This is a genomic window from Streptomyces sp. NPDC018045 (assembly GCF_044327445.1).
GTDB lineage: Bacteria > Actinomycetota > Actinomycetes > Streptomycetales > Streptomycetaceae > Streptomyces.
Genome location: NZ_JBIRFL010000006.1, coordinates 263,332 through 275,922, shown reverse-complemented (window position 1 = coordinate 275,922; position 12,591 = coordinate 263,332). Strand labels below are relative to the sequence as shown.

The following is a 12,591-nucleotide window of genomic DNA, read 5'->3' as shown; positions in this document are numbered from 1 at the left end:
GACGGAAGCAATGACGGGGGAGTGCGACATGACGGTGATGTGCGACGGACGGCAGGGGCTCGCGACGCTCGCGGCGGAACAGTCGCCGACCACGGGAGAGGCGCTCGCATCAGGGCGCGCGGCCAGCGAACTTGGGTTGCGGTACGGCGAGTTCGAGCTGGCAGTCCAGTTGGGGGAAATCCGGACCCTCCCGCCGGATCCCGAAGCGCGGCCCGGTCCGGCCGGCCCGTGGGGGCGGCGCCGGGTGTCGGCGGAAGAAATCCGACGGCTGCGCGCCGAAGAGGGCTTTCCCGGTACGCTGCGTGAGCGCCTCCGGACGGCCGGCACGGCCGAGGCCGCCGAACTGCTCGGCATCGGCGCGGGCCGTTTCCTCCGGCTGGCCCGCGCGGGCTGCTTCGCCCCGGCCCGCTTCTACGTGAACCGCTACGGTGCCTTGGTCTGGCTCTACCTCGCGACGGAGCTGACGGATTTCGCCGCCCGCGAGCCGGAGCTGCTGCGGGGCAACATCCCCGCGGTGCTCCGCGTCGTGCTCGACGGCGGACACGACTGGCGCGGCCGGAAGTGGCGCAGCCGCCGGGTCGCCCACCTGATGGGCCAGGCGACGGACGGGTGGGAGTCGGCGGCGGTGATCGCGGCGGTACTGCCACCGGAAGAACTGGCCTCGGTCGTCGAAGACCCTCTGGAACGTTCGGTGCTCCGACGCCTGCGTCCTTCCCTGACCCCGCCCGGCGCGGGCCCGGCGGCCAGAGAGGCGGTGGAGCGGGTGACGACCGCGGAAGAGTTCGACGAGGTCCTCTGGTACCGAGTGAACCTCAACCGCTCCCTCGACCGAGCCCGCCACCACCAGTCAGCCACCACCCGCCTACGCCACTCCTCCCCGGCCGGCACCACACCGTCCGGCACCACCTCACCGAGGCCCATGCCCCCCAGCACCGCCCCACCCGGCACCATCCGGCCCAGCGTCGTCCGACCGAAGTCCTCCGAAAGCGCGCCCTTCCGCCTTCCCGCGGTCCCGGCAGCCCCCGCGTCGAAGCGACCCCGATCGCCCATCCCGGTGCACGACCCGCGGTCGGCATCCCGTGGGACAGGAGGCGTTGCGCTGCCCGAGTGGTGAGGCACCGAGCCTGCCGCCGTCCGGAGGTGACCGAGGCGTCTACGCCCCCGACCCCTCCCCGTACGGGCGTTCCAGGCTGTGGTTCTTGGTGTGGGGGCGCAGGAGGCCTTCCTGGACCACGGAGACGAGGAGGTTGCCGGCGCGGTCGTAGATGCGGCCGCGGGCGAGGCCGCGGCCGCCGGTGGCGATGGGGGACTCCTGGTCGTAGAGGAACCACTCGTCCGCGCGGAAGGGGCGGTGGAACCACATCGCGTGGTCGAGGGAGGCCATGTCGAAGCCGCGCGGGCCCCAGAGCGGCTCGATCGGGATGCGGACGGCGTCCAGCAGGGTCATGTCGCTGGCGTAGGTCAGCGCGCAGGTGTGAATCAGCGGGTCCTCACCCAGGGGGCCGACGGCGCGCATCCAGACCGCGCTGCGCGGCTCCGCGCCCTCGATCTCCTCCGGCTTCCAGCGGAGCCGGTCGACATAGCGGATGTCGAAGGGCTGCCGGCGGGCCATCCGCTCCAGCGCCTCGGGCAACCCGCCCAGGTGCTCGCGCACCTCGTCCGCGACGGTCGGCAGCTCCTCGGGGGCGGGGACCACACGGCGCATCGGCAACTGATGTTCGAAGCCCGGTTCGGGCTGGTGGAAGGAGGCGGTGAGATTGAAGATCGTACGTCCCTGCTGGACGGCGACCACCCGGCGCGTGGTGAAGGAGCGGCCGTCCCGCACCCGCTCCACCTGGTACACGATCGGCACCCCGGGCCGTCCCGGGCGCAGGAAGTACGCGTGCAGCGAGTGCACGGGCCGGTCGCCCTCCGTGGTCCGCCCGGCCGCGACCAGCGCCTGTCCGGCCACCTGCCCGCCGAAGACGCGCTGGAGGCTTTCCCGCGGGCTGCGGCCGCGGAAGATGTTCACCTCGATCTGCTCCAGATCCAGCAGATCCACCAGGCGCTCGGCGGGATTGGTCATGGCCGTACGTCCTCCGTCGGGTGTGTCGACGCCCTTGCGGGGTGGTGCGCCCCGCGCAGGGCGCACCACCCGGTCACATCTGGCCCACGGCGGTGACGCGCACGATCGCGCGCCCCTCCTCGTCGGAGGCCGCCAGGTCCACCTCCGCGGAGATGCCCCAGTCGTGATCACCGGCAGGGTCGGCGAAAGTCTGCCGTACCTTCCACAGGCCGTGCTCGGGTTCCTCCTGAATCTGCAACAGCTTGGGGCCGCGCGCATCCGGACCGGTGCCCAGCTCGTCGTACTCGTCCCAGTACGCGTCCATCGCCTCGCCCCAGGCGTCCGCGTCCCAGCCGGAGTCGGCATCCATCTCGCCGAGCTCCTCGACCTTGTCCAGCGCCGCCAGCTCGACCCGCCGGAACAGGGCGTTGCGGACCAGCACCCGGAAGGCGCGCGCGTTCGCGGTGACCGGTTTGACCTGGTCCGCCCGCTCGGCGGCCTCCTCGGCCGTCTCCTCCTCCGGGTTGGCCAACTGCTCCCACTCGTCCAGCAGGCTGGAGTCCACCTGGCGGACCATCTCGCCCAGCCAGGCGATGATGTCCTCGAAGTCCTCGGACTTCAGATCGTCCGGCACGGTGTGGTCGAGCGCCTTGTACGCGCTCGCCAGGTAGCGCAGGACGATGCCCTCGGTGCGGGCCAGCTCGTAGAACGAGGTGAACTCGGTGAAGGTCATCGCGCGCTCGTACATGTCGCGGATGACCGACTTCGGCGACAGCGGGTGGTCACCGACCCACGGGTGGCTCTTGCGGTAGAGGTTGTACGCGTGCGAGAGCAGCTCCTCCAGCGGCTTGGGGTACTCGATGTCCATGAGGCGCTCCATGCGGTCCTCGTACTCGACGCCGTCGGCCTTCATCTGGGCCACCGCCTCGCCCTTGGCCTTGTTCTGCTGGGCCGCGAGGATCTGCCGTGGGTCGTCGAGGGTGGACTCCACTACCGAGACCATGTCCAGCGCGTAGGAGGGCGACTCCGGGTCCAGCAGGTCGAACGCCGCCAGCGCGAAGGTGGACAGCGGCTGGTTGAGCGCGAAGTCCTGCTGGAGGTCGACGGTCAGGCGCACGATCCGCCCCTCCGCGTCCGGCGCGTCGAGACGCTCGACGATTCCGCCGTCCAGCAGCGAGCGGTAGATCGCGATGGCGCGGCGGATGTGCCGCAGTTGGTTGCGGCGCGGCTCGTGGTTGTCCTCCAGCAGCTTGCGCATCGCCTCGAAGGCGTTGCCGGGCCGGGCGATCACCGACAGCAGCATGGCGTGGGTGACCCGGAAGCGGGAGGTCAGCGGCTCCGGCTCGGAGGCGATCAGCTTCTCGAAGGTGTTCTGGCCCCAGTTGACGAAGCCCTCCGGTGCCTTCTTGCGGACGACCTTGCGGCGCTTCTTGGGATCGTCGCCGGCCTTGGCGAGCGCCTTCTCGTTCTCCACGACGTGCTCGGGCGCCTGGGCGACGACGAAGCCGGCGGTGTCGAAGCCGGCCCGCCCCGCGCGGCCCGCGATCTGGTGGAACTCCCGGGCCCGCAGCGTGCGGACCCGCGTCCCGTCGTACTTGGTCAGTGCGGTGAACAGCACGGTCCGGATGGGGACGTTGACGCCGACCCCCAGCGTGTCCGTACCGCAGATGACCTTCAGCAGACCCGCCTGGGCGAGCTTCTCGACCAGCCGGCGGTACTTGGGCAGCATGCCGGCGTGGTGGACGCCGATACCGTGCCGGACATAGCGGGACAGATTGCGTCCGAACTTGGTCGTGAAGCGGAAGTTGCCGATGAGCGCCGCGATCTCGTCCTTCTCGGCGCGGGTGCACATGTTGATGCTCATCAGCGCCTGCGCCCGCTCCACGGCCGCGGCCTGCGTGAAGTGCACGATGTAGACCGGGGCCTGCCGCGTCTCCAGCAGTTCGGTCAAGGTCTCCGTCATCGGCGTCGTCCGGTATTCGTACGACAGCGGCACGGGCCGGGTCGAGGAGCGCACCACCGCCGTCGGCTTGCCGGTGCGCCGGGTCAGGTCCTCCTCGAACCGCGACATGTCGCCGAGCGTCGCCGACATCAGCACGAACTGCGCCTGCGGCAGTTCCAGCAGCGGGATCTGCCAGGCCCAGCCGCGGTCCGGCTCGGCGTAGAAGTGGAACTCGTCCATGACGACCTGGCCGATGTCGGCGTCCTTGCCGTCCCGCAGCGCTATGGAGGCGAGCACCTCGGCGGTACAGCAGATCACCGGCGCGTCCGCGTTGACGGAGGCGTCGCCGGTGAGCATGCCCACGTTCTCGGTGCCGAAGAGCTTGCACAGGTCGAAGAACTTCTCCGACACCAGTGCCTTGATCGGCGCGGTGTAGAAGGTCACCTCGTCACGGGCCAGCGCGCTGAAGTGCGCGCCCGCCGCGACCAGGCTCTTTCCCGAGCCGGTGGGGGTGGACAGGATGACGTTCGCCCCCGAGACCACCTCGATCAGCGCCTCCTCCTGGGCAGGGTAGAGCGCGATGCCCTGCTGTTCGGCCCAGCTCGAAAAGGCTTCGAAGAGGGCATCGGGGTCGGCGTCGTTCGGGAGATGATCGATGAGGGTCACGCCCCCATACTGCCTTCCTCTGGTCCGGATCGGACAACCGGCGGGTCGGACCTAGATCATCTGACGCTACGCTGTGTCGCCGGCCCGGCGTCAGAGAACCGGGTGACGAGCCCTGTGTCCCGCACGCCGGATGCCGGGTTCGTGTCCAGCCAATCCGGGATGGGGAACGACCATGATGGGACCGGCGCACTCGCTGTCCGGCGCCGCCGCCTGGCTGGGGGTGGGTGCGGCGACGGCGGCCGCGGGGTACCCGATGCCCTGGCCGGTGCTCGTCGTCGGCGCGCTGATCTGTGCCGGAGCGGCGCTCGCCCCCGACCTGGACCACAAGTCGGCCACGATATCGCGCGCCTTCGGGCCGCTCTCGCGGGCGGTGTGCGGCGTCGTCGACAACATCTCGCACGCGGTCTACAAGGCCACGAAGATGCGCGGCGACTCGCACCGCAACGGCGGACACCGTACCCTCACGCATACGTGGGTGTGGGCGGTCCTGGTCGGCGGCGGGATGTCCCTCCTGGCGGTGCAGGGCGGCCGCTGGGCGGTGCTCGGCATCCTCTTCGTCCACATGGTGCTGGCGATCGAGGGGCTGCTGTGGCGGGCCGCGCGGGTCTCCAGCGATGTCCTGGTGTGGCTGCTGGGTGCCGCGACGGCCTGGATCCTCGCCGGCGTCCTGGACCAGCCGGGCAACGGGGCGGGCTGGCTGTTCACCGAGCCCGGCCAGGAATATCTGTGGCTGGGCCTGCCGATCGTGCTGGGCGCGCTGGTCCACGACATCGGCGACGCGCTGACCGTCTCGGGCTGCCCGATCCTGTGGCCCATCCCGATCGGCCGCAAGCGCTGGTACCCGCTCGGCCCGCCGAAGGCCATGCGGTTCCGCGCCGGAAGCTGGGTGGAGCTGAAGGTGCTGATGCCCGCGTTCATGCTGCTGGGCGGTATCGGGGGGCTCGGGGCGATGGGCTACCTCTGACCGACGCCGGTCCGGTGCTCGTATCGGTGGTGTCGCCGACGCCCGGACCGGCCTGGGGGCGCCACCGCCAGGCGCTACCCGTCGGCCCGGCCCGGACCGGTTCGCCTGGTGTGCCCCGGTTCGCCCCGTGCCGTCCCTGCCTGCCCCGCCCTGTCGCGGTCTGACCCGGACCGGTTCGCCCCGTCCCGGCCCTTCGGTGTCATGGCCCGGGTCGAGTCTGTACGGTCCGGGAACCAGGAGGCGCTCCGTGAGCACACTCTCCGGCGGATTCCGGATCGGGGCGACGCTCCTCGAAGAGTTGCGGGGCGGTGACGGTCGGATCGCGCCTTTGCGGTGGGCGGTACTGCCTCGGGAGGGCGGCCGTGCAATTCCGGATCGGTGCACGGTGCACGGTGCGCTCGGTGTCCGGAAGCATGAGTGCTGGGGCTTGAACCGCAACGCGGGCGCGGGCCGAATAGAGCCACTGACCGTCGGTCCGACGGGTTGGAAGCGGATTCGGGTCATCGGCTGACCGGTACACGTTGGCAGCCTTTCGGAGTGCCACGCCGAGACCATCCCGGGGATTCTTCGTTCGCCCTGACCGGCAATTAAGGTTTCCTGCCCGGGAACCCAGGCTTGAGGGGATGCGGGCTACCGGCTGCGGGCTATCGGCTGCGGGTTGCCGCCTGCGGGAAGGTCGCGTCTATCGCGTATCACGGTCGATGCGTGCACTTGCCTAAGTCGGTGAACGATCCAGCCGGAACAGGGCGGCAGCAGATCCTTCTCCCGGCCGCACGCGTGACTTCAAGAGCCGCTGCCGATAAACCTATTGGCCTTCATGGGGCGCCGATACGCACTCCAAGGGAGCAATACCTCGCATCGCGCGGCCCGTGACAGTTATTCCCGTGCCTGTGGCTGTGCGATGTTTGAGACCGCGGGAAAAGGAGTGGCGGTTGCGTGCTGTCGTGGTCATCGACGGTCGCTGTTCGGCCGAGAAAGGCATGGCTCTTCGCGCGTCGTGATCGCCTTCGTGTGCGGGCGGTGTTCCTTGCCCGCCGACAGGTCCGAAAACGAAAGCCACCTGAGCCCGGCCCATCCAGGCCCAGGCCCAGGCCCAGGCCCGCCCAAGCCGGACCCGCAGATGTGCCCCTCCTCCGCCACCCTGGCTCCGCGCCCTGCTGTGCCAGGGCCCCACTCGTCCCTGGACAGAACTGAAAGGACGTCATGTCTTCCAGACGCTCCCGTGCCCGTCTCGCCGTGGGGATACCCGCTGCCGCCATGGTCGCAGGGATGCTGGCCGCGGGGCCCGCCGACGCTGTCGTGGGTCCTGCTGCCAAGGACGGTGCCCAGGCGTTCACCGCGAAGCTGGACATCGGCGGCAAGCGCAATTGCTCGGCGGCGCTCGTCGACGAGCGGTGGCTGGTCACCGCCGCCAGTTGTTTCGCCGACAACCCCGCGCAGAATCCGCAGGTGCCTGCCGGGGCGCCCAAGATGAAGACCACCGCGATCGTGGGGCGCGCCGATCTGTCGAGCGACGACGGGGGCACGGTCACGACCATTGAGGAACTCGTCCCGCGTGGCGACCGTGACCTGGTCATGGCCAGACTGGCCAAGCCGGTCACCGGCATCGCGCCCGTCGATGTCACGGCCGAGGGGCCGCTGCCGGACGAGGACGTTTTCGTCAGCGGCTATGGCCGTACCAAGGACGCGTGGGTACCCGACCGCCTGCACTACGGGCGCTTCGCCACGGAGCCCCTGAAGGACACCACCGTCACCATCGCGGGCAAGGACGACGGGGCGGCCGTGTGCGAGGGGGACGCCGGAGCGCCCGTATGGCGTGAGAAGGGCGGCCGTTACCAGCTCGTCGGGGTCAACAGCCGGTCGTGGTTCAAAGGCTGCTTCGGTCACGAGGACGAAACCCGCGACGGCGCCGTCGCGTCCCGTACGGACGACATCGCCGACTGGATCCAGACGGTGCGGCTGACCACGAAGATCGCGGATGTCAGCGATGTGATCGCGGCCGCCGACTTCGACGGCGACGGCCGCACCGACATCGCGGCCGTCCTGAACGACGGCAACCTGCACGCCTTCACCACCAAGCCGGACGGCACCCTGCGGTACGGCCGCGAGCTGTGGGCCCACGACGGCACCTGGAAGGGTTACCGGCAGATCATCGGAGGTGACTTCAACGGTGACGGCAACGCCGACCTGATCGCTCTCCGGGGCGACGGACAGCTCTTCCTCCACACCGGGTCAGCCGACGGCACCCTGAACCCGCGCCGCCCCCTGTGGCACGACACCTCCTGGAGAAAGATGAGGCACATCGTGCGCTTCCGTGCCGGCGCCTCCGGCCGTGACGGGCTGGCCGCGGTGTGGGGTGACGGCTCGCTGCACGCCTACACCACCCTTCCCGACGGCACCCTCGACAGCGCCCGGCGCGACCTGTGGCACGACAAGACCTGGGACGGCATGAAGCGCCTGGCCACCGGCGACTTCGACGGCGACGGCCGGGACGACATCGCCGGGGTCGCCTACGACGGCGGGCTGCGCCTCTACAGCGGGAACGCCCAGGGCACCGTCACCCGCGGCCCCGACCTCTGGCACGACAAGACGTGGGGCGCCATGCGCTCCGTCCTGGGCGGTGACTTTGACGGTGACGGCAAGACCGACATCGCCGCCCACCGCGCCAACGGAGACCTGCGCCTCTACACCGGCGACGGCAAGGGCCCACTGACCACCGGCCCCCTCATGTGGTCCGCCACTTCCTGACCGACCGCCCCCCTGACCGACCCCTTGGCCGACCGTCCCCCTGACCGCCCCCTTGACCGACTGCCCCTCCTGGTCGACCGCCCCTGGCACACGGCCCGCGGCACGCACGGTGGCGAGAGGCGTCCACCGTGCGCGCCCCGGGCGCACCCTGGCTGCGTCATGGACCGCACGAAAAGCGGAGCGTGGCGGGCGGGCCACCCGCCGGCCCCGCCCGCCACCACGTCACCGAGCCGGCCCCCGGCCCGCCGTTCTCACCCTCTCCCGGAACGGGCCGTTCCGCCCGCTCCCCGAACGGCGCCGCTACCCGTGCCAGGACCGCCACAGCGCCGCATACGCGCCGTCCGCGGCGACCAGGTCGTGGTGGCTGCCGAGTTCGCTGATCCGGCCCTCCTCGACCACCGCGATCACGTCCGCGTCGTGCGCGGTGTGCAGCCGGTGTGCGATCGCCACGACCGTACGGCCGTCCAGGACCCGGCCCAGCGAGCGTTCCAGGTGCCGGGCCGCGCGGGGGTCCAGCAGCGAGGTCGCCTCGTCGAGGACGAGGGTGTGCGGGTCGGCGAGCACCAGCCGGGCCAGGGCGATCTGCTGGGCCTGGGCCGGGGTGAGGGCGTGGCCGCCCGAGCCGACCTCGGTGTCCAGGCCCGCCTCCAGGGCCCGTGCCCAGTCGTCCGCGTCGACCGCGCCGAGCGCGGCCCACAGTTCGGCGTCCTCGGCGTCCGTACGGGCCAGCAGGAGGTTGTCGCGCAGTGATCCGACGAAGACGTGGTGCTCCTGGTTGACCAGCGCGACATGCTCGCGCACCCGCTCCGCGGGCATCCGGGACAGTTCGGCGCCGCCGAGCGTGATCTCGCCGGTGCGCGGGGCGTAGATCCCGGCGAGCAGCCGCCCGAGTGTCGACTTGCCCGCGCCGGACGGCCCGACCAGCGCCATCCGCGTCCCCGGGCGTACCCGAAGCGACACGTCGTGCAGGACGTCGACCCCCGCGCGGTAGCCGAACCGCACGTCGTCCGCCCGCACGTCCCGGCCCGACGGCCGGGCCCGCTCGTCGGTGGCTTCCGGCTCGATCTCCCGTACGCCCACCAGGCGCGCGATGGAGACCTGGGCGATCTGGAGTTCGTCGTACCAGCGCAGGATCATCGACACGGGCTCGCTCATCATCTGCGCGAGCAGCGCCCCCGTCGTCAACTGGCCGGGTGTGAGCCAGCCGCGCAGTACGAACAGGCCGCCGAGCAGCAGCACCGAAGCCAGGATCAGCACATGCGTCACGTTGACGACCGGGAAGAGCACCGAGCGGAGGTAGAGCGTGTACCGCTCCCACCGGGTCCACTCCAGGACCCGGCGTTCGGACAGCCTGATGCGCCGCTCGCCGAGCCGGTGTGCCTCGATGGTGCGGCCCGCGTCCACCGACTCGGTCAGCGCGGCCGAGACCGCGGCGTACCCGGCCGCCTCGGCGCGATAGGCCCGCGGGGCCCGTTTGAAGTACCAGCGGCAGCCGACGAGCAGCACGGGCAGGCCGACGAGGACCGACAGCGCCAGCGGGGGCGCGGTGACGGTCATGCCGCCGAGCAGCAGCGCGATCCAGACCACGCCGATCGACAACTGCGGCACGGCCTCGCGCATCGCGTTGGACAGCCGGTCGATGTCCGTCGTGATGCGGGACAGCAGGTCACCGGTCCCGGCCCGCTCCAGGACGCCCGGCGGCAGGGCCACGGACCGGACGAGGAAGTCCTCGCGCAGGTCGGCCAGCATCTGTTCGCCGAGCATCGCGCCGCGCAGCCGTACCAGGCGTACGAACACGGTCTGGACGGCCAGCGCGAGGACGAACAGGCCGATGACGCGCGTCAGGTGGAGATCGCGGGCGCCGTCGCCCAGCTCCTCCACCAGTCCGCCCAGCAGGTACGGGCCGACCATGGAGGCGACCACGGCGACGGCGTTCACGGTCACCAGCAGGGCGAAGGCCCGCCGGTGTCGGCGGATCAGCCCGCCCACGTAGGCGCGGACGGTCGCGGGCGAGCCGACCGGCAGGGTCGTGGCCGTCCGCGGGGCGTCCGGATCGTACTCCGGTGGCGCCAGGCCGATCATGCGCTCTCCTCGATCTGGTCGGTGCTGCCGGTACGGGCGAAGGGGCGGCCGGACGGGACCCGGCCCGCCGGGGCAGCGGCCTCCGGCCCGTCGTCCTCGTCGGTCTCACGGGTGACCACGGCGCGGTACGCCGGGTCGGTGCGCAGCAGTTCGCGGTGGGTGCCGCTGCCCGCGACCCGGTCCGCGTCGAGGAAGACCACGCGTTCGGCGCGGTCCAGCAGCAGCGGGCTGGAGGTCAGGACCACGGTCGTGCGGCCCGCGCGCAGGGCGCGCAGCCCGTCCGCGATCCGGGCCTCGGTGTGCGAGTCGACGGCGCTGGTCGGCTCGTCCAGGATGAGCACCTCGGGGTCGGTGACCAGCGACCTGGCCAGCGCCAGCCGCTGCCGCTGTCCGCCCGACAGGGACCGGCCGCGCTCGGTGATGTGGGTGCGCATCGGGTCGCCGGAGTTGTCGGCCGAGCCCTGCGCCAGCGCGGTCAGCACGTCGCCGCACTGCGCCGCCGCCAGCGCGTCCTCGGCCCGTACGGATCCGGAGGACGGGACGTCCAGCAACTCGCCGAGCGTCCCGGAGAGCAGGACCGGGTCCTTGTCCTGGACGAGGACGGCGCCCCGGGCGGCCGCGCGCGGTACGTCGTCCAGAGCGGTGCCGCCCAGCAGGACCGACGGGGTGCCTTCCGGCGCGTCGGCGGGGTGGCCGCCGAGCCGGTCGGCGAGCCGCCCCGCCGCGTCCGGGTCGCCGCACACCACGGCGGTGAGCCGCCCGCTCGGCGCGCACACTCCGGTGACCGGGTCGTACAGGTCGCCGCCGAGTGTTTCGGGCCCGGTGATCCGTCCGTCGGCGGGGCGGCTCAGCGCCAGGACGCGCGCGGTGCGCTGGGCCGAGGGCTTGGAGAAGGAGTAGGCCATAGCGATCTCTTCGAAGTGCCTCAAGGGGTAGAGCAGGAAGGTCACCGCGCTGTAGACGGTGACCAGTTCGCCGACCCGTACCCGGCCGTCGAGCGCGAGCCCGGTCCCGTACCAGACCACGGCGATCAGGAGCAGCCCCGGCAGGACGACCTGGACGGCGGAGATCATGGACCACATGCGGGCGCTGCGCACGGCGGCCCGGCGGACGTCCTGGGACGCGCGCCGGTAGCGGTCGAGGAAGAGTTCCTCGCCGCCGATGCCGCGCAGGACGCGCAGGCCCGCGACGGTGTCGGAGGCCAGTTCGGTGGCCCGGCCCGCCTTCTCGCGCTGTTCGTCGGCGCGGCGGGTGGCGGGCGGCAGCAGCGGCAGTACGGCCAGTGCCAGTACGGGCACGCCGACGGTCACCACCACGCCCAGCGCCGGCTGGTAGACCACCAGGGCCACGCAGACGCCCACGGAGGTCAGCGCCGCGGCCCCGAACCGGGAGACGGCCTCGACGAACCAGCCGATCTTCTCCAGGTCGCCGGTGCTCACGGCGACCACCTCGCCGGCCGCGACCCGCCGGGTCATGGCGGACCCCAGCTCCGTGGTCTTGCGGGCCAGCAGTTGCTGGAGGCGGGCCACCGAGGTGATCCAGTTGGTGATCGCGGCGCGGTGCAGCATCACGTCGCCGACCGCGACCAGGGCGCCGAGCAGCAGCAACAGCCCGCCCGCGAGCAGCAGTCCGGATCCGGAACGGTCCACGACGGCCTGCACCGCGAGCCCCACCGGGATGGGGAAGGACGCCACGCCACCGGTGTGCACCAGCCCCCAGCACAACGCCTTGGTCTGTCCGCCGAGCTGCTGCCGGTAGAGCCACCGGAGCAGGCGGCCGCCGGAGCGGACGTCCGGGACTCCTGGATCGGCATGAGGAAGATCGCGAATGTGCATGATGTCCAAAGTTCGGTTCGGATGACGGCGGTTCGGGGCCACGGACGGCCGGGTGGCCGGAAAGCCGGTGTCCGGCGGCCGGCCCGTGATCGTGGTGGGGACGGTGCCGGGCGCCGTACGGGCGCGCGGGCGGGAGGAAGGACGCGGCTTCGGAGAGCCATGGAAGACTGGCGCGTCACGGCGTCCTGGTTCAACCGGTTTTCCGCGCGGGGCGCACACAACGGGCCGCCGCCGGACGGTCCGTACGCGCCGTCCGGATGCGACCATGGGAGTCATGCGAACTGCGTGCTGCATGGTACGAAGGGCGACG

7 protein-coding genes are annotated in these 12,591 nt (G+C 71.6%); 3 read left to right on the top strand and 4 right to left on the bottom strand.

The window, feature by feature from the left end:
• The first annotated feature begins 28 nt into the window (after positions 1–28).
• Entirely contained in the window at positions 29–1,114 is a 1,086-nt protein-coding gene (locus tag ACH4EB_RS17135) for a DUF6397 family protein (protein WP_398348326.1), read from the top strand.
• A gap of 39 nt (positions 1,115–1,153) precedes the next feature.
• Here ACH4EB_RS17135 and ACH4EB_RS17130 read toward each other — a convergent pair whose 3' ends face one another.
• Together ACH4EB_RS17130 and ACH4EB_RS17125 are read right to left on the bottom strand one after the other, a co-directional pair.
• Positions 1,154–2,065: an acyl-CoA thioesterase gene (locus tag ACH4EB_RS17130; RefSeq protein WP_398348325.1), complete on the bottom strand. Its 912-nt coding sequence runs from the start codon at positions 2,063–2,065 to the stop codon at positions 1,154–1,156.
• 73 nt (positions 2,066–2,138) lie between these two features.
• On the bottom strand, positions 2,139–4,652 hold the full coding sequence (locus tag ACH4EB_RS17125; protein WP_398348324.1) for a DEAD/DEAH box helicase: 2,514 nt from the start codon (positions 4,650–4,652) through the stop codon (positions 2,139–2,141).
• 172 nt (positions 4,653–4,824) lie between these two features.
• On the opposite strand from ACH4EB_RS17125, the gene ACH4EB_RS17120 reads away from it, so the two are divergent.
• Positions 4,825–5,616: a metal-dependent hydrolase gene (locus tag ACH4EB_RS17120; protein WP_398348323.1), complete on the top strand. Its 792-nt coding sequence runs from the start codon at positions 4,825–4,827 to the stop codon at positions 5,614–5,616.
• 1,203 nt (positions 5,617–6,819) lie between these two features.
• Complete coding sequence (locus ACH4EB_RS17115; RefSeq protein ID WP_398348322.1) at positions 6,820–8,364, top strand: FG-GAP-like repeat-containing protein; 1,545 nt, start codon at positions 6,820–6,822, stop codon at positions 8,362–8,364.
• A 300-nt stretch (positions 8,365–8,664) separates the two neighbouring features.
• Here ACH4EB_RS17115 and ACH4EB_RS17110 read toward each other — a convergent pair whose 3' ends face one another.
• Complete coding sequence (locus tag ACH4EB_RS17110; RefSeq protein ID WP_398348321.1) at positions 8,665–10,446, bottom strand: ABC transporter ATP-binding protein; 1,782 nt, start codon at positions 10,444–10,446, stop codon at positions 8,665–8,667.
• Positions 10,443–12,281, bottom strand: coding sequence for an ABC transporter transmembrane domain-containing protein (locus ACH4EB_RS17105; protein ID WP_398348320.1), 1,839 nt, complete (start codon positions 12,279–12,281; stop codon positions 10,443–10,445). Before ACH4EB_RS17105 ends, ACH4EB_RS17110 begins: the two co-directional genes overlap by 4 nt.
• Positions 12,282–12,591 lie beyond the last annotated feature (310 nt).